Origin of the sequence: Bradyrhizobium sp. 190 (assembly GCF_023073415.1) — a bacterium.
In the GTDB taxonomy this organism is placed as follows: domain Bacteria; phylum Pseudomonadota; class Alphaproteobacteria; order Rhizobiales; family Xanthobacteraceae; genus Bradyrhizobium.
Genome location: NZ_JADPJL010000008.1, coordinates 436,320 through 462,309, shown reverse-complemented (window position 1 = coordinate 462,309; position 25,990 = coordinate 436,320). Strand labels below are relative to the sequence as shown.

General features: G+C 62.2%; 24 protein-coding genes. 10 read left to right on the top strand and 14 right to left on the bottom strand.

All coding sequences use genetic code 11. The features are described 5' to 3' along the window. Nucleotides 1-11 precede the first annotated feature (11 nt). The 3 genes from IVB22_RS06010 to IVB22_RS06000 all read right to left on the bottom strand — a co-directional run bounded on the left by IVB22_RS06010 (nucleotide 12) and on the right by IVB22_RS06000 (nucleotide 3,331). The gene (locus IVB22_RS06010; RefSeq protein ID WP_247516388.1) at nucleotides 12-938 is read right to left on the bottom strand and encodes an ABC transporter ATP-binding protein; all 927 of its coding nucleotides are present in this window, start codon (nucleotides 936-938) and stop codon (nucleotides 12-14) included. Nucleotides 939-942: 4 nt separating this feature from the next. Beyond that, the gene (gene ntrB, locus IVB22_RS06005; protein ID WP_247516387.1) at nucleotides 943-1,782 is read right to left on the bottom strand and encodes a nitrate ABC transporter permease; all 840 of its coding nucleotides are present in this window, start codon (nucleotides 1,780-1,782) and stop codon (nucleotides 943-945) included. A gap of 166 nt (nucleotides 1,783-1,948) precedes the next feature. After that, entirely contained in the window at nucleotides 1,949-3,331 is a 1,383-nt protein-coding gene (locus tag IVB22_RS06000) for a CmpA/NrtA family ABC transporter substrate-binding protein (RefSeq protein WP_247516386.1), read from the bottom strand. Between the two features lie 167 nt (nucleotides 3,332-3,498). On the opposite strand from IVB22_RS06000, the gene IVB22_RS05995 reads away from it, so the two are divergent. The 4 genes from IVB22_RS05995 (at nucleotide 3,499) to IVB22_RS05980 (ending at nucleotide 8,367) form a co-directional block, all read left to right on the top strand. Then, nucleotides 3,499-5,421: a sigma 54-interacting transcriptional regulator gene (locus IVB22_RS05995; protein WP_247516385.1), complete on the top strand. Its 1,923-nt coding sequence runs from the start codon at nucleotides 3,499-3,501 to the stop codon at nucleotides 5,419-5,421. 229 nt (nucleotides 5,422-5,650) lie between these two features. Continuing rightward, on the top strand, nucleotides 5,651-6,238 hold the full coding sequence (locus tag IVB22_RS05990) for a hypothetical protein (protein ID WP_247516384.1): 588 nt from the start codon (nucleotides 5,651-5,653) through the stop codon (nucleotides 6,236-6,238). Nucleotides 6,239-6,644: 406 nt separating this feature from the next. Further along, nucleotides 6,645-7,223 (top strand): hypothetical protein, encoded by a 579-nt coding sequence (locus IVB22_RS05985; RefSeq protein WP_247516383.1) that lies wholly within the window; start codon nucleotides 6,645-6,647, stop codon nucleotides 7,221-7,223. 160 nt (nucleotides 7,224-7,383) lie between these two features. Next, entirely contained in the window at nucleotides 7,384-8,367 is a 984-nt protein-coding gene (locus IVB22_RS05980) for a tripartite tricarboxylate transporter substrate binding protein (protein ID WP_247516382.1), read from the top strand. Between the two features lie 133 nt (nucleotides 8,368-8,500). On the opposite strand, the gene IVB22_RS05975 is transcribed toward IVB22_RS05980, so the two are convergent. From IVB22_RS05975 to IVB22_RS05950, 6 genes are all read right to left on the bottom strand, one after another. Continuing rightward, nucleotides 8,501-9,013: a tetratricopeptide repeat protein gene (locus IVB22_RS05975; protein ID WP_247516381.1), complete on the bottom strand. Its 513-nt coding sequence runs from the start codon at nucleotides 9,011-9,013 to the stop codon at nucleotides 8,501-8,503. A 182-nt stretch (nucleotides 9,014-9,195) separates the two neighbouring features. Further along, nucleotides 9,196-9,594 (bottom strand): RidA family protein, encoded by a 399-nt coding sequence (locus tag IVB22_RS05970; protein WP_247516380.1) that lies wholly within the window; start codon nucleotides 9,592-9,594, stop codon nucleotides 9,196-9,198. Nucleotides 9,595-9,826: 232 nt separating this feature from the next. Next, nucleotides 9,827-10,444: a hypothetical protein gene (locus IVB22_RS05965; protein ID WP_247516379.1), complete on the bottom strand. Its 618-nt coding sequence runs from the start codon at nucleotides 10,442-10,444 to the stop codon at nucleotides 9,827-9,829. 113 nt (nucleotides 10,445-10,557) lie between these two features. Further along, the gene (locus tag IVB22_RS05960; RefSeq protein WP_247516378.1) at nucleotides 10,558-11,355 is read right to left on the bottom strand and encodes a DUF2182 domain-containing protein; all 798 of its coding nucleotides are present in this window, start codon (nucleotides 11,353-11,355) and stop codon (nucleotides 10,558-10,560) included. 46 nt (nucleotides 11,356-11,401) lie between these two features. Beyond that, nucleotides 11,402-12,034, bottom strand: a complete 633-nt coding sequence (locus tag IVB22_RS05955) for a DUF1326 domain-containing protein (RefSeq protein WP_247516377.1) — start codon at nucleotides 12,032-12,034, stop codon at nucleotides 11,402-11,404. A 157-nt stretch (nucleotides 12,035-12,191) separates the two neighbouring features. Continuing rightward, nucleotides 12,192-13,388 (bottom strand): TrmJ/YjtD family RNA methyltransferase, encoded by a 1,197-nt coding sequence (locus IVB22_RS05950; RefSeq protein ID WP_247516376.1) that lies wholly within the window; start codon nucleotides 13,386-13,388, stop codon nucleotides 12,192-12,194. A gap of 219 nt (nucleotides 13,389-13,607) precedes the next feature. Here IVB22_RS05950 and IVB22_RS05945 point away from each other — a divergent pair, with 219 nt between their 5' ends. The 5 genes from IVB22_RS05945 (at nucleotide 13,608) to IVB22_RS05925 (ending at nucleotide 18,484) form a co-directional block, all read left to right on the top strand. Further along, entirely contained in the window at nucleotides 13,608-13,964 is a 357-nt protein-coding gene (locus tag IVB22_RS05945) for a hypothetical protein (RefSeq protein WP_247516375.1), read from the top strand. Between the two features lie 122 nt (nucleotides 13,965-14,086). After that, nucleotides 14,087-15,814, top strand: a complete 1,728-nt coding sequence (locus tag IVB22_RS05940; protein ID WP_247516374.1) for a S9 family peptidase — start codon at nucleotides 14,087-14,089, stop codon at nucleotides 15,812-15,814. A gap of 141 nt (nucleotides 15,815-15,955) precedes the next feature. Further along, nucleotides 15,956-17,170: an NADP-dependent isocitrate dehydrogenase gene (locus tag IVB22_RS05935; RefSeq protein WP_247516373.1), complete on the top strand. Its 1,215-nt coding sequence runs from the start codon at nucleotides 15,956-15,958 to the stop codon at nucleotides 17,168-17,170. Nucleotides 17,171-17,400: 230 nt separating this feature from the next. Further along, nucleotides 17,401-17,874: a DUF3455 domain-containing protein gene (locus IVB22_RS05930; protein ID WP_247516949.1), complete on the top strand. Its 474-nt coding sequence runs from the start codon at nucleotides 17,401-17,403 to the stop codon at nucleotides 17,872-17,874. Nucleotides 17,875-17,977: 103 nt separating this feature from the next. Beyond that, entirely contained in the window at nucleotides 17,978-18,484 is a 507-nt protein-coding gene (locus tag IVB22_RS05925) for a DUF3455 domain-containing protein (RefSeq protein WP_247516372.1), read from the top strand. 56 nt (nucleotides 18,485-18,540) lie between these two features. Here IVB22_RS05925 and IVB22_RS05920 read toward each other — a convergent pair whose 3' ends face one another. The 4 genes from IVB22_RS05920 to IVB22_RS05905 all read right to left on the bottom strand — a co-directional run bounded on the left by IVB22_RS05920 (nucleotide 18,541) and on the right by IVB22_RS05905 (nucleotide 21,971). Then, nucleotides 18,541-19,221, bottom strand: a complete 681-nt coding sequence (locus tag IVB22_RS05920; protein WP_247516371.1) for a DUF2270 domain-containing protein — start codon at nucleotides 19,219-19,221, stop codon at nucleotides 18,541-18,543. Nucleotides 19,222-19,471: 250 nt separating this feature from the next. Continuing rightward, nucleotides 19,472-19,795, bottom strand: coding sequence for a septal ring lytic transglycosylase RlpA family protein (locus IVB22_RS05915; RefSeq protein ID WP_247516370.1), 324 nt, complete (start codon nucleotides 19,793-19,795; stop codon nucleotides 19,472-19,474). A gap of 1,112 nt (nucleotides 19,796-20,907) precedes the next feature. Further along, nucleotides 20,908-21,507: an NADPH-dependent F420 reductase gene (locus IVB22_RS05910; RefSeq protein ID WP_247516369.1), complete on the bottom strand. Its 600-nt coding sequence runs from the start codon at nucleotides 21,505-21,507 to the stop codon at nucleotides 20,908-20,910. 23 nt (nucleotides 21,508-21,530) lie between these two features. Then, the gene (locus IVB22_RS05905) at nucleotides 21,531-21,971 is read right to left on the bottom strand and encodes an ester cyclase (protein ID WP_247516368.1); all 441 of its coding nucleotides are present in this window, start codon (nucleotides 21,969-21,971) and stop codon (nucleotides 21,531-21,533) included. Nucleotides 21,972-22,148: 177 nt separating this feature from the next. Between IVB22_RS05905 and IVB22_RS05900 the strand changes: the two genes are divergently transcribed. Continuing rightward, entirely contained in the window at nucleotides 22,149-23,078 is a 930-nt protein-coding gene (locus IVB22_RS05900) for a LysR family transcriptional regulator (protein ID WP_247516948.1), read from the top strand. Between the two features lie 168 nt (nucleotides 23,079-23,246). On the opposite strand, the gene alaS is transcribed toward IVB22_RS05900, so the two are convergent. After that, complete coding sequence (gene alaS, locus IVB22_RS05895; protein ID WP_247516367.1) at nucleotides 23,247-25,922, bottom strand: alanine--tRNA ligase; 2,676 nt, start codon at nucleotides 25,920-25,922, stop codon at nucleotides 23,247-23,249. Between the last annotated feature and the right edge of the window lie 68 nt (nucleotides 25,923-25,990).

The following is a 25,990-nucleotide window of genomic DNA, read 5'->3' as shown; positions in this document are numbered from 1 at the left end:
TGCTGGTCTCGCTAGGAAGACGTGGATGGCCGGGACAAGCCCGGCCATGACGCCTGTTCTGAATCGCCCGGCCCCGAAGCGATCACCAATTCCGGTTTGCCCGGCCGCACGACCGGCACGTTCCGCGGATCGTGATCGGTCACATCAGATGCAAACGTCTTGCTGCGGCTGACCAGGAAATCAACGATGTGGTTGCGCAGCGCGTAGTAGTAGGGATGGCGGTGCAGATCGATGCGGCCGCGGTCCTTCGGCAGCGGATTTTCGACGATCTCGGCCAGCACGGCGCCCGGGCCGTTGGTCATCAGAAAAATCTTGTCGGCGAGATAGATCGCTTCATCGACGTCATGGGTGATCATGAACGCGGTCTGCCCGGTCTCCAGGCAAATGCGGCGCACTTCGTCCTGCAGCGTGCCGCGCGTCAGCGCATCCAGCGCCGAGAACGGCTCGTCCATCAGCATGATTTTTGGCGTGATCGAAAGCGCGCGCGCGATGCCGACGCGCTGCTTCATGCCGCCGGACAGTTCCGACGGCCGCTTGTGCTCGGAGCCGGTCAGTCCGACCAGGTCAATGAAGGTCTGCGCATGAGCCTTCACCTTGGCGCGGTCCCAGTTGCGCCATTTCGAGGTCACGGCATAGGCGACGTTGCCGAGCACCGTGCGCCATGGCAGCAGCGCGTGGCTCTGGAAGATCACGGCGCGGTCGAGGCTGGTGCCCTCGATCGCCTGCCCGTCCACGATGACCGCGCCCTCGCTCGGCTGGTCGAGCCCGGCCAGAATGTTCAGCACCGTCGTCTTGCCGCAGCCGGAATGCCCGATCACGCAGCCGAACTCGCCGCGGCCCATCGACAGCCACAGATCCTCGAACACGGTGGTCTCTTTGCCATCCGCGCCGGGATAACGCCGCGCAATTGCTTCGATCGAGATGAATTTGTCGGTCATGGCGCTATTCCGGGAACGTGACCATGCGCGTGAAGCGCGCAAGGATCTGGTCGAGCAGCATGCCGACGATGCCGATCAGGAGAATGGCGATGATGACATTGGTGATCGAGAGGTTGTTCCACTCGTTCCAGACGAAGTAGCCGATGCCCGTACCGCCGACGAGCATCTCGGCCGCGACGATCACGAGCCAGGCGATGCCGATCGAAATCCGCATGCCGGTGAGGATCGTCGGCGCCGCGGCCGGCAGGATCACCGTGAAGGCGCGCCTGACGGTGCCGACCTCCAGCGTGCGCGCGACATTGATCCACTCCTTGCGCACCGCGGCGACGCCGAACGCCGTGTTGAGCAGCATCGGCCAGACCGAGCAGATAAAGATCACGAAGATCGCGGAGATGCTGGAATCCTTGATGGTGTAGAGCGCCAGCGGCATCCAGGCGAGCGGCGAGATCGGCTTCAGCACCTGGATGAACGGATCGAGCGCCTTGCTTATCAAGGGCGACATGCCGATCAGGAAGCCGAGCGGGATCGCGACGATCACGGCGAGAAAATAGCCAAGGGCGACGCGGGCGATGGAATAGCCGAGCTGGATGCCGAGGCCCTTGTCGTTCGGGCCATTATCGTAGAACGGCTGCCTGAGGTGCTCCCACAATTTGGCGCCGACATCGAGCGGACCCGGCATCGCCGACTTACCCTGCGTCGCCGTCAGCCCCATCAGTTTTGCGTATTCCGGCGACATGTTGTGGGCGGCAGCCGTCGGGCGCGTGGCGAGATGCCAGATGCCGAGGAACGCGGCGAACAGCACGATCGAGACGACGGCTGCGCGGAAGCGGAGGGAGGATGTCATTGGGGAAAATCTCTCAACATGTCGTCCCGGCGAACGCCGGGACCCATACTCCGCGGCGTTAGCAATGAAGGAAGGCCTTCAACATCGCGCCCAAGAGAGACGACACGGCGTATGGGTCCCCGCGTTCGCGGGGACGACAACGGCAAATGGGGGTGCGACCCTGCCCTCACGGCGCCTTCCTGATCTTGAAGCTGTTCAGATATTCCTCGGGCTTCGCAGGATCGAAGGTCTTGCCCATCACCGAAAAGCTCTTGGTCGTCGCCGTCGGCGGCGTCAGCCCGGCTTCCTTCATCAGCTTGGCGGCGTCGGTGGCGAGATAGACCTGCGAGGCAATGCCCGCATAATCGATATCGCCTTTGATCTGACCCCAGCGCTTCATCTGCGTCATGATCCAGACGGCAAAGGATTGCCAGGGGAACGGATCGAAATCGACGCGGTTCGGCTGCTTGACGATGTTGCCGAGACCGTCGGCGAAGGTGCCGGTGAGAATCTGCTCCAGCACGATCTGCGGCTGGTTCAGATAATTGGCCGGCGCGATCGCTTCGGCGATCTGCTTGCGGTTTTCCGCCTTGTGCGCGAACGCGGTCGCCTCGATGATCGATTTGAGCAGCGCGCCATAGGTGTTCGGCATCGAGGTGATGAATTCCTTCGAGGCCGCAAACGCGCAGCACGGGTGCCCTTCCCAGATATCCTTGGTCAGGATGTGGATGAAGCCTGCGCCGTCAAACACCGCGCGCTGGTTCATCGGATCGGGCCCGAGGAAGCCGTCGATGTTGTCGGCACGCAGATTGGCGACCATTTCCGGCGGCGGCACGGCGCGGATCTGCACGTCGGTATCTGGGTCGATGCCGTGCTCGGCGAGATAGTACCGCAGCAGATAATTGTGCATCGAATAGTCGAAGGGCACCGCGAACTTGAAGCCCTTCCAGCTCTTCGGGTCGCGCTTGTCCTTGTGCTTGACCGAAAGGGTGATCGCCTGGCCGTTGATGTTTTCGACCGCCGGCATGGTGTAGGGGATCGGGTTGGAGCCGGCGCCCATGGTGATGGCGAGCGGCATCGGCGACAGCATGTGCGCCGCGTCATACTCCTTGTTGATGGTCTTGTCGCGAATGACGGCCCAGCCGGCGGTCTTGATGACTTCGACGTTCAGGCCGTTCTTGGCATAGAACCCCATCGGCGCCGCCATGATGATCGGCGTGGCGCAGGTGATCGGGATGAAGCCGACCTTGAGGTCTTTCTTCTCGAGCGGGCCGCCTGCGGCGAACACTTCGGTCGCGGTCTTGAGCGGGAAGAATTGCGACACGGCCGCCACGGCCGTCGCCGCACCCACCGATTTCAGAAACGCGCGCCGCGCGACGTCCTGCGGAAACATCGCGCGCACGACGGCGGAGGCGACCACACCCTCGTAGCGTTTTTGCTCGCTCTCGATGGCCGACTGGATCTGGAGTTGGGCGGCCTGATGCTCGGCTTCACTGAGATGCTGGCCACAAGAACAGCCACCAGCATGAAGACGGCGGTTGGGATCGAATGGGTTGTCGAAGGTAGACATCAGCCCTCCTGCGCGACGTTGCACCCTAATTAAGCAAGGCACATGCCAGCCCCGTATTTGGGCGATGGCGCTGATATCGCGGGGATTTCACGCGGATTGGCGGCTACGAAAATTCGTGATATACGAAAATTCGTAGTTCGATTACGAGTTTTCGGAGTATCGACTGGATGGATCTTGCCCTCGGTTCAACGGCCCCGCCGCAGGATATCGAACTCCGTGCCGCCGCGTTCGAGTCCTCAATCGAGCCGACACTGCTGCTCGATCCCCATGCCGACCTGATCCTCGACGCCAATCCCGCCGCCTGCACCCTGCTCGGCTACGACCGTGCGCTGCTGCGGCAGACCAAAGTCAGCAGGCTGCATGCCGGCCAACTCCCCACGCTGATCGTGTTCACGCAGGCCGTGCTCGACAAGGGCGCGTTCTGGACCAGTGCACTGACGCCGCGCCACGCCACCGGGCAAACGCTCAGGCTCGAATATGCGGGCTCGCTTGTGCCGGGTGACGGCCGCTCGCTGGTGCTGCTCACCATGAGCGACCTCGATGCGCGCCGCCGCCGCTACGTCGATGCGGCGGCCGAAGACCACATGCGCGGCGGGATCGCGACCTGGCAACGGGTCGAGCGCGTATTCCAGGATATCGAGCGCGAAAACCAGTTGATCCTGCGCGCCGCCGGCGAAGGCATTTACGGCGTCAACGCTGACGGCAAAACGACCTTCGTCAATCCCGCCGCCGAGCGGATGCTGGGCTGGTCGGCCGAGGAACTGGTCGGCAAGGAAATCCACCCGATCGTTCATCACACCCATCATGACGGGCGGCACTATCCCGATCATGACTGCCCGATCTACGCGGCGTTTCGCGACGGCGCCGTGCACCAGGTCGAGGGCGAGGTGTTCTGGCGCAAGGACGGCACGCCGGTCTGGGTCGAATACACCTCAACGCCTATTCGCGACCGCGGCGTGGTGGTCGGCGCGGTCATCGTATTCCGCGACGTCAGCCACCGGCGCGAGGCCGACGAAAAACTGCATGCGGCGCTCGCCGAGGTCGACCGCCTGCGCGAGCGGTTGGAGCTGGAAAACGCCTATCTGCAGGAAGAAATCCGCATCGAGACCAATCCGCGCGGCATCATCGGCCAGAGCGAGGCGATCCAGACGACGCTGCGCCAAGTCAAGCTGGTGGCGCCGACGTCGGCGGCCGTCATGATCACCGGCGAATCCGGCACCGGCAAGGAACTGATCGCGCGCGCCATCCACGAGGCGAGCAGCCGCCGCGACCGGCCGCTGATCCGAGTCAATTGCGCGGCGATCCCACGCGAACTGTTCGAGAGCGAGTTTTTCGGTCACGTCCGCGGCGCCTTCACCGGCGCGATGCGCGACCGCATCGGGCGGTTCGAGCTCGCCGACGGCGGCACGCTGTTCCTCGACGAGGTCGGCGAAATTCCGATCGAGCTGCAGGGCAAGCTGTTGCGCGTGCTGCAGGAGGGCAATTTCGAACGGGTCGGCGAAGAGCGTACCCGCGCGGTCGACGTCCGCCTGATCGCCGCCACCAACCGCGACCTCAAGCAGGAGGTGCAGCGCGGCCGGTTTCGCGAGGACCTCTATTTCCGCCTCAACGTGTTTCCGGTGGAGTCGGTGCCGCTGCGCGAGCGGCGCGAGGATATTCCGCTTTTGGCGCAGCATTTTCTGAACCGCGAGAGCAAGGCGCTGAAATCCGAGCTTCGATTGTCGGAAGGCGATGCGCGCAGGCTTTCGCGCTACGACTGGCCCGGCAACGTCCGCGAACTGCAGAACGTGATCGAACGCGCGGCGATCCTCGCGCAGAACGGCCGGCTGCGCATCGACCTGCCCGACGTCCCGGGCGCGCCGCCCTCCCCGGCCACAGCGCGCACAAAACCGGACAGCCGCCCCGCGGTCATGACATCATCCGAAATGCGCGCCCACGAACGCGCCAACATCGAAGCCGCGCTTGCGGCCTGCGCCGGAAAAGTGTTCGGCCCGGGCGGCGCCGCCGAAATGCTCGACATCAAGCCGACCACGCTGGCCTCGCGCCTCAGGGCGCTGGGGATTGCGAATGGGCGCGGTTCTGCGGGCTGATCAGAGTGTCCCCACAAAGGTCGGCTTCCTGCGGTACACCGGAAGTCGCCCGGCTTATCATAATCGGCCGCTTGTGACCCCATTGCGGACTTGAGCAACTGCAGCCTGCTCAGCAAAGCCCCATCCTACAATTTCAATTGTTCTCTTAATCGCTCGTTCATCACGGCTGGAAGCAAGCCCTTCATCACTGCCGACTATGTTTTCGACAGGCAATTTGAGGAGCGGGACCATGAGCCAAAGTTTTCGAAATGAGTTGCCGGCGTGGGTGTGGGGCTTGGCCTTCGCAGCGGGGGACGCCTCGCTTCAGTACGATGAGTCGATGGTCCCGAGTGACCTCTGGCAGGCATGGGAGCGCCGTGACGATGCCGGCCAGCATCAGGTGGTGCTGGACTTGCTGAAGACATGCAAGCCGGTCGAGGCTCACCATTTTCTCCATTGCGTCGGCAACTACGAAGGACTGACCGCAGAATTTAACGTCGTTCTCAGGCGCCCGGATTGCGATCGAGCAACGGCGCTGATGTATTTCGCTTACTTCTGGACGAACTACTACGACGGTGGTCGCGAATGGATGGATGACGAACAGCACGAGCTGATGTCGTACATACGAGCGCGGGCCTGGAATGGAGAATATAATATCCGCAAGTTTGATGTGCCCGAGCTTACGCTGCATGAGCTTGATGATATGCGAGAAGTCCTGGTGGACGACAAGGATCATCCCTTCCGCCTTCCCGCCAGCTTCGTGGCCATGAGCAGGAAGGAAGAGCTGTTCTATAAGCTGCGTGAAAAATTCATGCCTCGTGAAAGCTTCGTAAACTAGGCAACTGCTTGTGTCGCCGCTAGTCCGGGCTTGGCTTTGGCGGGATGTGGTTTTCGATATTGTTCGGGAATCGGGAGACATAAGTGCCAAGGGCAGATCTGACCATTCGGGTGATATCAGCCGCTTGACCTAACACCGAATATCGGCCTGCCGTTGCCATGCTGCGCCGAGGCACGGCGTTGAAGTAAAAGCCCGCGGCCGACTTTCCAGTGCTGCCCTTCCGCTATAGCATCAGGCCAAGACGACCGGTATCAAACGGTCGCCATAAAAATGGGGAGGATTTCATGCGTCGCCGGCGGAGAAAGCGGCGCGACCACTGAGCGAGAGCGCCTGCCCAATGGTCAAGCGCTGAGCCCAGTCGCCACGCTAAAACGGATCATGAGAAGCTGAGAGGAAACCAGTACCCATGAGCATTGCCGATCCCAACAAAACGATCCTGACCGGCGAAAACCCGTTCATCCGCCTGAGCCACAAGGACGGCGAACCGAACTCGACGGAGGCGAGCTATTGGCGGATCATCTTTTCGCCGGCCGGCCCCGGTCACGTGCTCTATTTGAAGAGCGAACTGACGGAGCGGCGCTGGCGCATCTACTCCGAAAACATCGCGATGGCGCGGTGGCTGCAGTCGACCGTACAGGGCATGCTCAATGCCGAGCTCTCCGACACGACGATCCCCTGTGCGGACGCGCAATTCTCCAAAACCGGAGATCCGCGCTACTTCTGGACCGAACAGGTCAAATCGCACGGCGAAGACGTCTCGCTTACCTGGTTCGATATCGGCGAGCCGCTCCTCATCCACTCGCAGCCGAACCAGATTCCGGACCGGCGCTACGGCGTGTGCACCGTGCTGATCCCGGCGCTCGGTACGCGCCTCGTCCGCAACGGCGTCGAGGCAGCGGGACGATCCTGGCCGCGGGAACGCGAAGGGCGACCATTCTCGACGTCGGCATTGGCATTCTCGGAAAGCTGGACTGAAGCAGTCTGAGGACGAGCCGCCAAGCAATTTCCGTTTTCCGCACGGCGGAAGTCACCTGATTCATGGCGGACACAGTGCCACACCGCCACGCAGCGCGTTCTGCGCTAGTTTCGACGCCCGATCGGTCCTCGCTACTCGACAAGAAACAACAAAGACCAAGGGCAGGAAAATGAATAAGCTGACACGGCGAACGTTCGTGACGGGTTCGGCCGCATTGTTGTGCGCGCCGGCGGTAAGGACCGACGCGCAATCCGCATGGCCGGCGAAATCGATTAAAATCGTCGTGCCCTATCCGGCCGGCGGCCAGACGGACGGCATCGCACGAGCATTCGGCGACTACCTCGCGCGGCAGGTAGGAAAACCGGTCATCGTCGAGAACAAGGCCGGCGCCGGCGGCGTCATCGGGGTGACGGACGCCAAGCGCGCCGATCCTGACGGCACCACCATCCTGTGCACGATCTCTTCGTCGCTGATCCAGAACCGCGTCACGGTGAAGGACCTGCCTTACGATCCCGAGAAGGATTTTGTCTATCTGACGATGGTCAGCGGCGCCGGCGGTCCTGTGGTGGCGGCGAAGAAGACAGGCGCAACCAATCTTCGCGAGTTCATCGAATACGCCAACAAGGTCGGCAGCCTGAACTGGGGATCGTACGGCGTGGGTTCGACACCGCACGTCCTGATCGAGACCATCGCCAAGCAATACGGCATCAAGGTTCAAGTCATCCAGTACCGCGGCGAGGCGCCGATGTGGAATGACATCGCCGGACAGACGCTGGATGGCGCCGCCGGAAGCTACGCCGCGGCAGCCCCCGTCATCCAGGCTGGCACCGGAAACCTGATCGGCGTAGTCGGCACCCGCCTGCCCCCGTACCCGGACACGCCAACCATGACCGAGCAAGGCGCCGTCGGCGACTTCTACGACCTGCGCGCCTTCACCACTTTTGCTGTCCCGTCCGGCACGCCGAAGGAAATCGTCGAGCGGCTCTCGGCGCTGTTGATCCAGGCCGGGTCCGACCCAAAAGTCCGGCAGATGCTGAACAACTTTATACTGTCGTTCCCGGCCGATTTTGAGACGACCAATCGCATCTTCAAGCGCGACAGCGAAGTGATGCTTCGCATCCTGCGCGATCTCGGCGTCAAGCCATCGGAGTGACCGCCAGCTAGTTACGCCGTGAACCATAAATCTGCTGAGGAGTTGGCTTGCTCGAGTCCCCTTTGCGCGCTAGCGAGTGGATTCCGCAGCGTAGGAAACGACTCGAAGGGGACGGCCTGCGTGGGGTCGAGCTTTATCCCGTGTCGAGATCGGTGATGGCGCGGTCGGTTTCGCCGTTGGCGTTCCAGACCGTGGAGCGACTTATGTAGAGCCACTGCTGCTTGGGATCCAGCCCGATACTCTTGTTCAGCGCGGCGATGGCCTGATCGAACTGACCCTTCTGACCGAGAGCGTTGCCACGCGCGGCGTGACCGAGGACGTAGTTTGGATCAAGCCGTATCGCCTTGTCGGCGCTTTGCAACGCGTGATCCGGGTCGCCAATCTGGTTGTAGACGACGGCCCGCTCGGCGTGGGCGATCGCAAAGTTGGGATTGCGCTTCAGTGACGCGTCATAGTCCTGCAGTGCTCGATCGAATTGCCGAAGCCGAACGTAACCCTGCGCACGCTGCAGGTAGAGGATAGCTTGCGATTTAGCCGGCAAGTTTTTGCGGGCGAGGAGCCTCGTGCAGCCAGCGATTCTGGCATCCAGATCCTTGACGCTGTCGCAAGCCGCAATATCAGGGTCCGTGGTCGCCCCGTTTGCCACCGGCGCACCGACAAGAAGACACAAAGCAGCGAGCCAAATACGGTATGCGACCTTTCGAATCATGGACATTGCCCTCGGCCAGGACAACAGGACGCAGAGTATCACTTCTCGATTGTGGCTGTACTCACTGCTGGCAAATGCTGCGCGGGCGCAACACGGCTATGGGTCCCCGAAGCGGAATTCTAACTCTTACCTAGATAAGCGACGGCTTCTATCTCGACCAACACTTCCGGCTTCGCAAGAGACCGCACTTCTACGAGCGTGGAGGCAGGAAAGTCTCCGGTGAAGAACTCGCGGCGCGCCCGCCAAACCTCGGTGTTTTTCTTGATGTCGACCACGTAGATCGTCATCTTTACCAGGTTATCCATCGTTCCGCCGGCCGCTTTGATGATCCGATCAATGCGCGAAAATATTTGCTTTGTCTGTTCGTACTCATCGTTGCCGACCATCCCTGTGCCGCCTTCAAATGGACGTGCTACCTGGCCGGAGATGAACAGCGTGTCGCCTGCGCGTATGGCGTTTGACCATAGATCGGGGCCGGCCTCGGCTACATCGGGGACAGATACCTTTGTCCTGGGCATGGCATTCTCCTCAATAAAGTTATCTCGATGCGCTTCGCCATTGGTTTATCGCAGATATCGGCAAGCCCGTCGCGCCGCCTTTTGGCGCTACGCCGGGGTCTATCGAGACCGTCCCGCAAGGGCTGATGGGTCATCGAATAGACGCCGACTACCGCCGCGCAAAGGCGACATGCATTAATGTTGGCTTGATTATCGCCTTCCGACAGTAAAGCGGACCTGGCTTAATTACGCCCTAGTAGCGGCGGCCGCCGACGGAGAACGACGAAGCGCCGGGCAGCGAATTGATCTCGCTGTCGATCCGCCCCGTTTGCTGGACCACGCCGACCCCAAGCGACAGGCTGAGATTCGACGTCGGCTGGAATTCGACACCGGCATACGCGCTGCTGACGGGCAGCGTTCCGGATTTGGAGTCGAACGGCGCGAACGCGCTGCTGCCGATGCCGGTATTGTATTTCAGCGTGTCGAAACCGGCATAGAAGGTGACGGGCGGCCCGCCGGCATTCTTCAGGCTGTAACCGAACTGCGTGCCTTCGCTGTAGACCGAGCCGAAGCCGCCGAACGCGCTCTGGCTAAGGCTGCTGAAGCCCATGGTGTTGCGCTGGCTGCCGACAAAAAAGCCGTTCGAAAAATTGTAGCGCGCATGGGAAGACCCGTTCCCGAGGTCGCGGAAATCGAAGCTTGGAAAGTTGCCGTAAGCGTCGGGGCTCTCGCCCGCAGCGCCGCTGAATCCCATCGGCCAGCCGGGAATCCAGTAATTTACCGGCGAGGCCTGCGCGTGGGCCGCTTGCGTGCCCAGGCACAGCGTTGCCGCGACCATTGCAAGACCAAATCTGCGTGAGAACATCGACATCCGCGCGACCACCCGACTGTGCCTTGATTATACGCAGCGGATATCGGGAACGCCAGAGCGGCGCTGCGGCGCAGTTCCATCAGCGCCAGCAATTGCATCGAGATCGCCAAACGCTATGCAGACGCGGAAACCGTGGCGGTGAAGCCGCGCGCCAGCACGATTGCGCCGACCAGGATCAGGCCAACGCCCGCGATGCGGCTGAGCCATTCGCTGCGCGGCAGCAGTTTCTCGAAGGCGACATAGATCGCTACAGCAGCGATCCAGACCAGGTTCATGACACCGACGACGAAGAGCAGCGCCATCAGGAACCAGCAGCATCCGACGCAGTAGCCGCCGTGCTGGAGACCCATCCGCAGCGCGCCCATGGCGCCGCGTTGCCAGTAGCTCGAGAGGAACAGCAACGGATTCTGGCAGTAGCGAAGACAGGCGCGCTTGAGCGGCGTCAACTGGTAGAGCCCGGCCGCAATCAGGATGATCCCGGCGATCACGCTGCTGGTGCTCGCCATCATGCCTGACAGTAGTCCGGCCTGATCAAGTCCCCACTGCAGCAAGACCGCAACAACGCTGAAGCCCGCCCAGATCACGAGATAGCCGGCGAGAAACAGCCAGCTTGCGATGACGGGGCTCTCCGTCGTCGCCTGCTTGCGCTTGATGGCGGCGAATAGCAGGATGGTGGGCGCGGCGCTGGGCACCATCATCGCGACCATCATCACCCACCACATCGCGAACATCAGCCATGCCTGGGCCGGCGTCCACGGCTCGGGGTCCATCGGCATGTCGGCCATGCTCATGTCGATGCCGGCGCCGGCAAGCAGATAGCCCCAGGAGAACGCAACCACCGTGGCTATTCCGATTGCCACAATGAGGCGATCGTGCCGCAAGGTCTGCTCGAGCGCCGAGGTCACCGTCATGAATCCGCCCCGCTGCTGGAACGGCACGTAGAGTTGGATGCGGGCGCTAGGCCGCGACACCCTCAGGCGTCTGAACGACAGTGGCGAGCGAGCTGTGCGTGCCCTTGGTGTCGAACTTGATCGCGCCGGTCGAGCGAATGTTGGCTGAGGCGACCTCCGCCGCCAGGTGTTCGAAGCCCTCCGGCATCACAACCTGGATGCGGTGAGGCGCTCCTGTCACCGGATTCTTGATCGGCTCAACCTCGGTCTCCAGCACACCCTTCGCGACGACGCGCGCCACGCGCCCATCCTTGTCGAACGAGAACTCGAACGGCACGAACAGCGGATCGTGAATCTTGGTGACGATCAGGCTGAAGATATGGAACAGCGTGCCTTCGGCAGAAAACTTCCCCGACATGATGTTGAAGAGCGCTTCACGCTGCTCCGCCGTAGCGCGCTCGTCGATGATCGGCTGCATCTGGCCATTCCCCTCGTGAAGCGCGCCGGGGAAATCAACGGTCGCCGCGAAAACCAGGCCGTCGAGTTTGGTCTTTTCGAAATGCCCCTTGGTGATCCGCATGCCGACCAAGCCCTTGCAATAACCTTTGGTCGGCAGGGCGTTGAAATCGCACGGGCAGCCAAACGCGCAGGTGCAATTCTTGATCCATTCGCCTTCGAGACGCCAGTCGGATATAGCCATTGCAGACCTCCGCGTTGCGTTGTAGATCGCAGCAGTTAAGTTTACGCCGTTCGCGCACCGAGGGACAGCGATTGTAGGGTGGGCAAAGCGAAGCGTGCCCACCATTTGGAAGCGCGATCGGTGATGGATGGTGGGCACGGCGCTAGCGCGCCTTTGCCTACCCTACGGTTTTTTCGAGCCGTTCCAGTTCCGTCGCCAGATCCGCCTCGACATCCACCACCCGCATCTCGATCACGCGATAGTCGCGCGCCTCCAGCCAGGTCCTCCGCCCGGCGCGGTCGGCGACGATGGCATCGGACTCGTTCGGGTTGACCAATTCAATCGCCAACCGGTGGACGAAGGAAACGAAATCCGGAATGTGGCGCCCCACCGGCGTCTGGCGCTTGAACTGGCCGGCGAAACGGCGGTCGCGGGTCAGCGCCTGCCACAGGATCCGCTCGGCGTCGGTCGGGTTCCGCCGGAGCAGCCGCGCGAGACCGCGCACGGTGGAGCTGTCGCCGGGCGCCGCCGGCCCCTGCCCGTGCTCGGCCAGCAGCGCCCGCAGCCGCGTCGCCTGCTCGCCATCCAGCACGCCGCCCTTGGCCGGCCCCTTGCGGCCTTCCGCGATCGCCATCACCACGCCGTGCAGGGTGTGCATGTCCTGCTTGGTCGGGTCCATCCGCGTAAAAATGTTGCGCAGGTTCACCAACATGGTCTCCCGCTTCTCCCGCGGGCGGAGGAATTCGACCTTGTCGAGTTCCCGGACCAAATTGTCGAAGAACGCCTGCATCTGGTGCTGCGACGCCGGCTCGGACCGCTCGGGCATCGCGAACGGGAGGTCACCGCCGGTCGAGTGCTTGAACCATTCATAGCCGATCAACAGCACCGCCTGAGCCAGGTTCAGCGAAGCAAAGCCCGGATTGACCGGGAAAGTGATGATCCGGTTGGCGAGCGCCACCTCCTCGTTCTGCAGGCCATAGCGCTCGCGGCCGAACAGGATGCCGGCCCCGCCGCCAGCGCCGACATGGGCCACGATCTCGGCTGCCGCTTCCACCGGGGCGACCACCGGCTTGGCCTGATCATGGGCCCGGGCGGTGGTGGCAAACAGAAGCGTCAGGTCCGCGACCGCCTGCTCGACCGTGTCGAACAACTGAGCCTGTTCCAGAATCTGGTCCGCGCCGGCCGCCGCCCGTTGCGCCGCGACGTTCGGCCAGCCATCGCGCGGGTTGACGATCCGCAGACGCGACAGCGCGAAATTGCCCATCGCGCGCGCGGCCATGCCGATGTTCTCGCCGAGCTGCGGCTCGACGAGGATCACAACGGGTCCGGCTAAGTCCCAACCAGACTTGGTTTTATCGGTGCCCGAACCGGACATTCGCAACTTCACTTTCTGCTTCAGCTTCTGAAGGATCGGGGATTCACGAAATCCTCGCAGGCCGCCTTCGATTGCCTGATTGGGATAATTTCTCAAGCAAAATAGTGGGGTTAGCACCCCCAATTTGAGCCTCGTTCAAAAACTTCAATGTCCTCTGCGCAAGGAAAGATCGATGGGAACCCATCGAAATGCAGACCGGAGGCCGGTTAGGATAAGCGGATGAGCTGGAATGAATCCGAGATCCTGCAAGCCCGTCACGCGATCTTTGACGCCGCGCAGGGCATGCTGGCGGGAAGGCTTACGTACATCGAAGGTGCGCGAAAGATTGTTGCAGCCTGGTGGGAGTCAAAGCTCGATGAAAGGGACGCCGATTTCCTGCCCTTCCTCGGCATTGGTTCTGAAACTGAAGCTCTACCGTTTGGCAAGATGAGAACGTATTGGCAGCCTGCGGCGTTGGACGCCCTTCAGCCCGAGATCGATCGTATGGAGGCTTGGGCTCGACGGTTCGGCGAACCCCATTGCCGCAATCTCGTGGCGCGGTTTTCAAGCGGCCAGATTGAGATTGAGAAGTTCTGATTGGCGTCACCACCGCCGCTTGCGCGTGTTCGACTTTCGGATAGGCTAACAATCACAAACAAAGCGAAGCTGCAAACCAGCCCGAAATCCGGTTCAACGGTGAGGGAATCAAGGAGGCGTCCATGCGCGGCAGGTGGTCGTTGGCAATTTTGGGCGTGGTCCTGATCCTGGCGGGTGGCATGCTCGCCCACTTCACCCAGACCGCAGGCGGCATCCGCATCCAGGACGTTCGCTTCACGGGCGCCAAGGGCAACACCATGAGCGGGTTGCTCTACATCCCAGCGAATGCCACGCCGCAGATCCCTGCCCCCGGCATCCTCGCGGTTCACGGCTACATCAATTCGCGCGAGACCCAGGATGGCTTTGCCATCGAATTCGCTCGCCGCGGCTATGTCGTGCTCGCCCTCGACCAGACCGGCCATGGCTATAGCGACCCGCCCGCCTTCGCGAATGGGTTCGGCGGCCCCGATGGGCTGGCCTATCTGCGCAGCCTCGAAATCGTGGACAAGAACAATATCGGGCTCGAGGGGCACTCGATGGGCGGCTGGGCCGTGCTGGCGGCGGCAACCGCTGCGCCCAACGACTACAAGTCGATGGTGCTGGAGGGCTCGTCGACCGGCAAGCCGTTCGCCGCCGAGGGTACGACCAGTTGGCCGCGCAACGTGGCGCTGGTGTTTGCCCAGTACGAAGAATTCTCGACCCTGATGTGGGACGTCGACCTCGCCCGCGACGTTACCCAGAGCCCGAAACTGTGGGCCCTGTTCGGCACGCAAGGGCCGGTGGAGCCGGGCAAGGTCTATGGCGACATCGCGCAAGGCACGGCGCGGGTGCTTCACACACCTGCGATCACCCATCCGGCCGAGCACATCTCGCACGAGGCCATCGGCTACAGCCTCGACTGGTTCGCCAAAACCCTGCAGGGCGGCACGCCGCGCCCGGTCAACGATCAGATCTGGTTCCGCAAGGAGATCGGCACGCTGATCGCGCTGATCGGCTTTGTCGCGCTATTGATCGGAGCTTTCGACGCACTGCTGGAGGCGCCGATGTACTCCCGCCTGCGGCTGCCCGAAATCGCCGACGGCACCATGCCGGAGCATACCGCGGCGAGCGGCCGCCGCTGGACCACGGCCTTCATCCTGTCCGCCTTCATCCCCGCGCTGACCTATTATCCGGCGTTTGCGCTGGGCGGCACGTTCCTAACACCCTCCGCCTTTCTGCCGCAGGGCATCACCAACCAGATCCTGGTCTGGGCCGTGATCAACGGCCTCATCACGCTGGCACTGATGCGGTTCGCGCCCAAGCGCGCCAGCCGGTCGGGCATCGTCCTGCAGTCGGTCCTGATCGCCGTCGCGTCCGTCGCGGTCGGCTATGCGGCGCTGTGGCTTGCCGACATCGCCTTCAAGATCGACTTCCGGTTCTGGATCGTCGCGCTGAAGTTGATGAGCGCGAAGCAGTTTTTGATCTTCCTGATCTATCTCGTGCCGTTCACGGCATTTTTCGTGATCGCGCTGCACGTCCTGCACCGCAATTTCTCGACCATGGCGGCGCCCCGAGCGGCGCTTTACCTGACCAATATCCTGGCATTGACGCTGGGCTTCCTCGTGCTGGTGGGCGGGCAATACGCCCTCCTCTGGCTCGGCGGAAAGCTGTTCAACCCCCTGCCCGACCCCGGCTTCGTGCCACTGTCGACCATTGTCGCCATCCAGTTCGTACCGCTGCTGGCGATCTGCGCCGTGATCGCGACCTTCACCTGGCGGCGGACCGGCTCCAGCCTGCCCGGCGCCCTGATTTGCGGCCTGTTCGTGACCTGGTATGTGGTGGCGGGGACGGCGACCCAGGCGGCAATCTAATCTGCCGCAATCTAATCTAAAGGATGGGCTGAAACTGCATAACGGCTTGGCTTTCGCCCGCCGGTTTGCAGTGCTATAGGCCGCCTATAATCACTCCACCCCGCCGAAACGCGCGGTTTTCCAAAAAAGGCCCCCTCCATCATGGCAAAAATCAAGGTGACCAACCCCGTCGTCGAACTCGATGGCGACGAGATGACCCGGATCATCTGGCAGTACATCAAGGACAAGCTGATCAACCCCTTCCTCGATGTCGAGCTTTTGTATTTTGACCTCGGAATGGAGTACCGCGACCAGACCAACGACCAGGTCACGATCGACGCCGCCAACGCCATCAAGAAGGTCGGCGTCGGCGTCAAATGCGCCACCATCACCCCCGACGAGGCCCGGGTGAAGGAATTCGGTCTGAAGGAAATGTGGAAGTCGCCGAACGGCACCATCCGCAACATCCTCGGCGGCGTGATCTTCCGCGAACCGATCATCTGCAAGAACGTGCCGCGCCTTGTTCCCGGCTGGACCAAGCCGATCATCATCGGCCGCCACGCCTATGGCGACCAGTACCGCGCCACCGACTTCAAGTTCCCCGGCAAGGGCACGCTGACGATGAAGTTCGTCGGCGAAGACGGCACCGTGATCGAGAAGGAAGTGTTCAAGTCCCCCGACGCCGGCGTCGCGATGGGAATGTACAATCTCGACGATTCCATCATCGATTTCGCCCGCGCCTCGCTGAACTACGGCCTGCTGCGCGGCTATCCGGTCTATCTGTCGACCAAGAACACGATTCTGAAGGTCTATGACGGCCGCTTCAAGGACATCTTCCAGGACATCTACGACCGCGAATTCAAGAAGGAATTCGAGGCCAAGCGGCTCACCTACGAACACCGCCTGATCGACGACATGGTCGCTTCCGCGCTGAAATGGTCCGGCGGCTACGTCTGGGCCTGCAAGAACTACGACGGCGACGTGCAGTCGGATACGGTGGCCCAAGGCTACGGCTCGCTCGGCCTGATGACCTCGGTGCTGCTGACCCCCGACGGCAAGACCGTGGAAGCCGAAGCCGCCCACGGCACGGTGACCCGGCACTACCGCGAGCACCAGAAGGGCAAGGAGACCTCGACCAATTCGATCGCGTCGATCTTCGCCTGGACCCGCGGCCTGTCCCATCGCGCCAAGCTCGACAACAACCCGCAGCTGGCGAAATTCGCCGAGACGCTGGAAAAGGTCTGCGTCGCGACCGTCGAGGAAGGCTACATGACCAAGGACCTCGCGCTCCTGGTCGGCGCCGATCAGCGCTGGCTGTCCACCACCGGCTTCCTCGACAAGGTTTCGGACAACCTCGCCAAGGCAATGGCGGCCTAAGCCGCCCTTCCCAACTCCCTCCACGTCATTGCCTGCGACAAGCGCGAAGCGTTTGCGCAAGGGGCAGAGCGACGAGCAATCCATGTCTCGGCTTGAGGCACGACGGATTGCTCGGCGCCTGTCGTCGGGCGCGCATTCGCGCGGCCCGTTGGCTCGCCGTGATAGAAAACCAATAAAACCAATAACGGAGCATTACCGTGTCGTTCCCCAAGAACGCCGTACTCACTGTCATCTTTCTCACCGGGTCGTTCGTCAACGCGACCGCCCAGACATCACTTCCCGAGGCCATCGCAGCTCCGGGTGAAACCGCAATGCTCACGCTGCATGCCGAAGGCGCGCAGGTCTACGAATGCAAGACCAGCGCCGACGGCGCACTCGCCTGGGCGCTTCGCGAGCCGATCGCGACGCTTTTTTCGAACGGCAAGACGGTCGGCCGGCATTATGCCGGACCGAACTGGGAGTACAGCGACGGCAGCGCAGTGGTCGGCCAGGTCGTCGGCACCGCCCCGGGGCAGGTCGCAATGGACATTCCCTGGCTGAAGCTCGGAGTCACTTCCCGGCGCGGCAACGGTGTTCTCAGTCAGGTGACGACAGTGCAACGGATCAACACGATGGGTGGAAAGCTCAATGGCCCCTGCTACAAGGCAGGCAGCTATGAAAGCGTCCCCTACTCGGCCGATTACGTGTTCCTGCGCAAGGGCTGATACGACGCTGCCATCCCTAGGTTTCGGACAACCTCGTCAAGGCGATGGCATAATTGGCTGATCATGGTGTTGGTCTTTCGGGGGCCAACACCATGGATTCATGATGCCGATTGCCCGGAATGCCGCACTCGCTCTGCTCTTGTCGTCGGCATCAGTTTTGAGCGCCTCCGCCCAGACACCCCTTCCCGACGCCATCACCGCGCCCGGAGAAACCGTGGTGCTCACGCTCCACGCCGAAGGCGCGCAGGTCTACGAATGCAAGGCCGGAACCGACGGCAAGCTGGCCTGGGCATTCCGCGAGCCGACCGCAACACTGTTGCTCGATGGCAAGACCGTCGGCCGGCACTACGCGGGACCGAACTGGGAACACATCGACTCCAGCGCCGTCGTCGGCAAGGCGGCCGGCAACGCGCCCGGCGCCACGCCGAACGATATCCCTTTGCTCAAGCTGACGGTGACGTCCGGACGCGGCACCGGCATCCTCTCCGGCGTCACGACGGTGCAGCGGATCAATACGGTGGGCGGCAAACTCGAAGGCGATTGCGACAAGCCTGGCAGCTATCGCAACGTGCCTTACTCCGCGGACTACGTATTCCTGCGCAAGAGCTGAATGCTTTCTCCGTCATCGCCGGGATACCTGATGCGAAGACGCGCTTCGCGCTACCGCTAACCCATCGCCACCTTGTCGCCCTTGGTGCCGTGCTCGCGTTCATCGAGCCACATCGTGCCGAGCGCGAACGCCAGCCAGCCAAAATTATAGGCAAAGCCTATCATCAGAACGACCCAGCCGGGAATCGGTCCGACTGCGGCACGATCGACAAATTCCGCCAAGGTAGACGCCGGCGTCGGATGGATCGCTATCTTGCCGTAATAGGCAATCACCTGGACGGCGAGAATCCAGACGTAATTGCGACGCAGCCGCCGCCCCGCCGCGCGGACAAACGAAATGTGGTGGCGGGGCGTCGTGTAGTCGCGCCCGAGAATCGCCTGCCAGCTATCGTCGCGGGCTTCACCGGTGAATATTGGCGCGTAGAAATTCATCTCCATCCATCGAGCTCGGGCGCGCCAGACATTGAAGTAGCGATAACGTCGCGCCTCCATGCCGAGAAACACGGCAATGAGCAGACCTACGAGCAGGAGTGGCAGGGGTGAAGCCTCCGGACTCGAAAAGGTCGTCGACAGCGCGATGCCCATCGTGACGATCGCCCAGTTGGTGGTGTTGTCGAGCCGCGTTCTCCAGATCGTCGAACGGTAGACTTCACCCCGGTAGAGATGAGCGATGGCGCCCATTTCAGCAGAATTGAAGGTGTGTTGGCGGTGTGTTTCGCTGGAAGCCGTAATAGACATGGCGGCACTCCGGTTGTCCGAACCGCGGATCACCGGCGTTGACCGGGAGTGTCCATATCATCAACGCCGATGAACCTATCCGGAATTGTGAGGGCGCAACTATGCTCGCCCCGAGGCCGAATTGCCAGCAACAGGTCTGCGCTCAGGAGCCAGTCAGGGCTTGCTCGATGGCCGACAGCGCCGCGCTCGCTTTGGCACCGTCAGGCCCGCCGGCCTGCACGGCGCGGCTCGCCACTTGTACTCTTCTATCTCAGCGAAGCGAGACCATCGCAATCCCGCTGATGCCAAGCACGCGGGCGGCCCCAGTGGATAGGTCGATGCACCGTCCCTTCACGAAGGGACCACGATCATTTATCCGGACGGTGACGCTTCGCCCGGTCGAATGGGAAGTGACTGTGACGTGAGAGCCGAATGGTCTGGCGCGATGCGCCGCCGTCATCGCGCTTGGATTCATCCGCTCCCCCGATGCGGTTTTGCCGCCGCTATATCCATAGCGAGAAGCAATACAGGTTTCGGCCAATGCCGGCGCAGATAGACAGGTGAGCGCCAAGGCGGCGCATATCGGGCGGATCATCGTCTCCCTTCCAGGATCGAGGCTCGATTGCCAACTTTTCCGGTGCCTCTAAGTTCCCGCAAGAGAGTCAGAATGACGAAAGCGGCACCGCATACCGCGCAACAGAAGCGTCTGAGCGCAGGAGAACAGTTCGTCAGAACGGACGTGGGGTCATCGTTCGATCGACTGCGAGATAGCTCTGTCTGAAACCCGACAGGTCGCGGCGCTTCACGCTCTTCATTGAAAAATCAGGAAATTCAGAGGGCGCCGGAGGTCGCGCTGAATAGTACACAGACGCCCGGACAATCGGCGTCCCTACCTCTTGGCCCCAAGATACGTCGTCCACACGGCGCTGGCTAACGTCTGGGATGCTTTCCGGGCGCATGCCATTTCGACTTCCGCCACGATCGACGACATACCGATGCTCGGCTGTGTTTGGCCACTCGCCGCTGCAACGTAATTAAGCCCCGTCCAGAAACCGTGAATCCAGACCGTTCCCTCCAATCGATGCTCTTCCGTAGACCGCCAGTGAGCGCAACTCATGCTCCCTACTCCGATCATCTCGACTGAAACCTTGGCGTCCTGCGCTGAGGCCACGCAGACCGAAGCGCCAAAGACGATCGACGCAAATAGAGATCGCTTCATCATCCACCAAGTCATCTGGCACCTCTCGCCCGAACGCCAAAAATCGGCTGTTGCGCAAGTTCCAGCGATCGGGATTTCTACCGGACTGCCGCGACCAATGATGCCCGCAAGGTCCGCGGCACCATCCAGGGTTTGGTCAACGCGGATTCTCTACAGCATCACCAAGAATCAGGCTGCAGCGTGACGAATCAAGATGGCGTCAGCCGTTCTGCCGCTCCCACTTGTAGGTGCGATGGATGGATGGCCAGGACACTCTAACGCGAAGATGCGCTTCGCGGTTTTGCCTGGGCATGACTATCTTCAAACGAACCTGCGCGCGTGCTCATCAATCGAGCTTGATTGGCGCACCTCAATCGGTGTCCGCTATTGCTCGGATAGCGACCAAACTCCGCAGCGCGATGGAATGATGCGATGTGCCAGCAGCGGTCATTCTTAGATCGATTGCCATGGCCGATCTCGTGACTCGGCGCGCTAAGGCCATTTGGGAATTATCCGATTTTCAACAGATTCTGGTTCGGCAATGGCCCGCCGGGAAATTGTGCCAGCCTGCCGCCGAGCGCGAGCGGACCAAGGTCGATGCCAGCGAATCCGACGCGATCGATCAACGATCCAACCTCCGCCTTCGCGGCGCTGTCATCGCCAGAGTAGAAGAGCACGCGACGGCCACCGTCTGCCCGTGGATCGCTGGCCAGTACGTCTGCCTTCAGATGATTGAATGCCTTCACGAGGCGCGCACCACGCACCAGGTCGGCGACCACCTCGCTTGAAACACGGCCCTGCAAATCGACCGGCTTGAACAGCGGGGCTTCGATCGGGTTATTGGCGTCAATGACGATCCGTCCGCCCCAGGGCGGCAGCCCAGCCACGGCCTGCGGCAGTTTCGACCAGTTGACCGCGATCAGAACGATGCCTGCGGCGGCGGCTTGCTCGCGCGTTCCCGCCTTGATGGTCGGGCCCAGAGTAGCGACGGACTCCTTGAGCGAGGCGGGTCCTCGGCTGTTGGCGATGGTTGCGGCAATTCCAACTCGCGACAACGTCTGTGCGACGGCCAGGCCGATACTGCCCGCTCCAATGATACCGATGCTCATGTCCTGTCCTCCAATGCGCGGCTTTAAGCCTTTGGCGTGCCGGGAAGCGCGCCGAGTTGCTGCATAAGAGAGAACAGATTGGCCACGCCCCAGTGCTCGGTGATCTTGCCGTCGCGCACCCCCATCACGTCCACCGTCTCGAATTGGATTTTGCGACCGGTTGGCGCGATGCCGAAGAACTCACCCTTGTGCGTGCCGTGATAAGTTTTGTAGGTCGTCACCCGGTCGCCATCGGCTAGCTGCCAGTGGATGTCCGCGTGGAAGTCCGGGAAGGCAGCGCGCAGAACCTTGTAAAGTTCACGCGCACCAGCCTTGTCGGCCGTGCGTCCCGGTTGCGGCGTATGGTCGAGAAAATCGTCGGCGAACAATTCCTCGAACACCTCGAAATTCCCGCCGCCTTGCACTTCTTCGGTGTTTCGCCGCACAACCGCCTTCGCGGCTTCGCTCACGCTGATCTTGGTCATGGATGTCGCTCCAAACTTATGGGCGCTGCGGTTTCTTGGCGCCGTGACTTTGGGCGGCAAGGCCGGCCTTTTTGGCCGAGAAGCTGCGCTTTCTGCAGTGGATAATGGCGACAAATTCACCTATAATTAGTCGGGAATTGATGGAATTACTTTCAAGTATTCGTTGAAGGCAATCCGCTGGAAACCCTCGCTAACCTCGAATCGTTCGTACGCAGTACCGAAACCGCCAGTTTCTCGGCTGCGGCGCGTCGGCTTGCCCTCACCCCAGCGGCAGTCAGCCGGAACGTGGCGATGCTGGAGCGCAATCTCGGCACCCGGTTGTTTCACAGGAGCACACGCAAGCTGACGCTCACCGACGCTGGTGAGCGCTTCCTGCTCGCCATCAAGGGCAATCTGGACGAACTGCAGCAGGCGATTTCGGGGATGGCGACGGATGGCGGAGAGCCGGCGGGCGTGCTCAAGGTGAGCATGGGCCTCAACTTCGGTGCGGATTACATCCTTCCGCTGTTGTCACCTTTCCTGGCTCGCTATCCCGGCATTCGACCCGATTGGCAATTCACTACGCGTCAGATCGATTTGATCGCCGATGGATACGATGCCGCGATCGGGGGCGGCATTGAATGGACGCCAGGCGTTGTCTCGCGCGCGCTGGCGCCGCTACACCTGATCGCGGTCGCCGCGCCGGAATATCTCAAGAACCGTACATTGCCGACCGACCCCACCGGGCTTGATGCATTCGAAGGAATCGCATGGCGCTCATCGCGCACAGGCCGGATTCGCGAACGTTTAATGCGCAATGCGGCGGGTACCGAAATTCCAGCGAAACTGGCCGAGACGATGGTCTTTGACGATCCGGAAGCGACCTGCCGGGCAGCCCTGCTTGGCCTCGGTGTGGCGTTGATCGCGATGAGCCATGCGCTCCCGCATTTGGAGCGCGGTACGCTCGTGCGCCTCGTACCCCAATGGTACAGCGACGGTGGGCCGATCTCCATCTATTACGCGAGCCGTACGCTGCTGCCTGCGAAGACCCGCGTCTTCGTCGACTTTGTTGTTGAGGCATTCAAGCGTGACCGTCTGGCCGAACGCTTCGCCGGTAGCTTGGGCTAGGGTTAGTCTGCAACAATTCGCGACCGGGTCGAGCCGACAGCAATTCGGACCATGTCCGCTATGCGCCCGCAATGACAAACTCGCGTCCAACCGCCTCGCCTTCGTCAAGCTGGCAGCTAGCCGTATCTGGCTACGCGCTCATGAGTCCACGCGCCGGCTTGCCGGCGCTCACGCGCCGGCCATCGCCTGTTCGATCGCCGACAGCGCCGCGCTTGCCTTGGCGCCGTCGGGCCCGCCGGCCTGCGCCATGTCGGGCCGGCCGCCGCCGCCCTTGCCGCCCAGCGCTTCGGAGCCCTTGCGCACCAGTTCGACTGCGTTGAATCGCGCCGTGAGATCGGCGGTGACGCCGACCACGATGCCGGCCTTGCCGTCCTCGGTGACGCCGACGATCGCGACCACGCCAGAGCCGATCTGCTTCTTGCCGTCGTCGACCAGGCTCTTCAGGTCCTTGGTCTCGACGCCTTCGACCGCACGCGCCAGCAGCTTGACGCCGCCGGCTTCGCGCACGCCGCCGGCCGCCGCACCGCCGTTGGTCACGCCGCCGCCCATTGCGAGTTTCTTGCGTGCGTCCGACAGATCGCGTTCGAGCTTCTTGCGCTCTTCCACTAGTGAAGCGATGCGCGCTGGCACGTCCTCGATTGACGTGCGCAACTCGGCTGCAGCCGTCTTGGCCAGCGCCATCGTATCATTGGCATGCTTGCGCGCATGACGCCCGGTCAGCGCCTCGATGCGCCGCACGCCGGAGGCCACTGCGCTTTCGCCGGTCACCGAAATCAGCCCGATATCGCCGGTGCGGCGCACATGGGTGCCGCCGCACAATTCGACCGACCAGCCGAGCGCGTTGGTCCCTTGCGCGCGGGCCTGCTTGCCCATCGAGACCACGCGGACCTCGTCGCCGTATTTCTCGCCGAACAGGGCGCGCGCGCCGGCTTCGCGGGCGTCATCGACCGCCATCAGCCGCGTTGTCACCTCGTCGTTTTCCAGCACCACCTCGTTGGCGATGTCCTCGACGCGGGCGAGTTCTTCCGCCGTGATCGGTTTTGGATGAACGAAGTCGAAGCGCAGGCGATCCGGCGCCACCAGCGAGCCGCGCTGGGCGATGTGGTCGCCGAGCACCTGGCGCAGCGCCTCGTGCAACAGATGCGTCGCGGAGTGATGGGAGCGGATCGAGGAGCGCCTGCCGTGATCGACTTCGAGCTGCAGCGCGGTGCCGACCTTTAGCGTGCCCTGCTCCACCGTGCCGAGGTGCACGAACAGGTCGCCGACCTTCTTCTGCGTGTCCGTGACGCGGCACTTGACACCCTCGCCCGTCAGCAGGCCAGTGTCGCCGACCTGGCCGCCGGACTCCGCGTAGAACGGCGTCTGATTCAGCACGATCGCGCCGCTCTCGCCGGCTTTGAGACTTTCGGCGCCCTCGCCGTCCTTCACCAGCGCGGTGACCACGCCTTCGGCGCTCTCGGTGTCGTAGCCAAGAAATTCGGTGGCGCCGAGTTTTTCGCGCAGCGGAAACCAGACATTCTCGCCGGCAGTATCGCCGCTTCCCGACCACGACGCGCGCGCCTTGGCCTTCTGCTTTTCCATCGCGTCGGTGAACGAAGCCTGGTCGACGCTGATGCCGCGCGACTTAAGCGCGTCCTGCGTCAGATCGAGCGGAAAGCCATAGGTGTCGTACAGCGTGAACGCCGTGTCGCCGTCGAACATGTCGCCCTTCTTCAGGCCGGCGCTCTTTTCGTCGAGGATAGCAAGGCCGCGCGACAGCGTTTTGCGGAAGCGGGTTTCTTCCAGCCGCAGCGTTTCCTCGATCAGCTTTTCGGCACGCACCAGATCCGGATAGGCCTGACCCATCTCGCGCACCAGTGCCCAGACCAGACGATGCATCAGCGGCTCGCTGGCGCCGAGCAATTGCGCGTGACGCATCGCGCGGCGCATGATCCGGCGCAGCACATAGCCACGGCCCTCGTTCGACGGCAGCACGCCGTCAGCGACGAGGAAGGCCGAGGAACGCAAATGGTCCGCGATGACGCGAAACGATGCCACCGTCTGCTCCTGCGGTCCGTGTCCGAGCGCGGAAGCGGTGGCGTCGATCAGATTACGGAAAAGATCGGTTTCGAATACGCTGTCGACGCCCTGCAGGATGCAGGCCATGCGCTCCAGCCCCAGGCCGGTGTCGATCGAGGGGCGCGGCAGCGGCTGACGCTCCTCCTTCGTCACCTGCTCGAACTGCATGAAGACGAGGTTCCAGAATTCGAGGAAGCGATCGCCGTCTTCCTCCGGGCTGCCCGGTGGTCCGCCCCAGATGTGCTCGCCGCGGTCGATGAAGATCTCGGAGCACGGACCGCAGGGGCCGGTATCCCCCATTGCCCAGAAATTGTCCGAGGTCGCGATCCGGATGATGCGATCGTCCGAAAAGCCGGCGATCTTCTTCCAGTGGCCCGCCGCCTCATCGTCGTCGTGGTAGACGGTGACCAGCAGCTTGTCCTTCTTGAGCCCGAACTCTTTTGTAATGAGATTCCAGGCAAGCTCGATCGCACGCTCCTTGAAGTAGTCGCCGAAGGAGAAGTTGCCGAGCATCTCAAAGAAGGTGAGATGCCGCGCGGTGTAGCCGACATTGTCGAGGTCGTTGTGCTTGCCGCCGGCGCGCACGCATTTCTGCGAGGTGGTGGCGCGCTGGTAGGGCCGCTTCTCGACGCCGGTGAAGACGTTTTTGAACTGGACCATGCCGGCATTGGTGAACATCAGGGTCGGGTCGTTGCGCGGCACGAGCGGCGACGACGGCACGATCTCGTGGCCGTTCTCCGCAAAGAAATCCAAGAATTTCGACCTGATCTCGTTGACGCCGCTCATGTTCATCCAATCGGAAATAGGGCCGGGTCCGGTTGCAAATAACCTTAATCTTCCGGCGGAACGCTTTT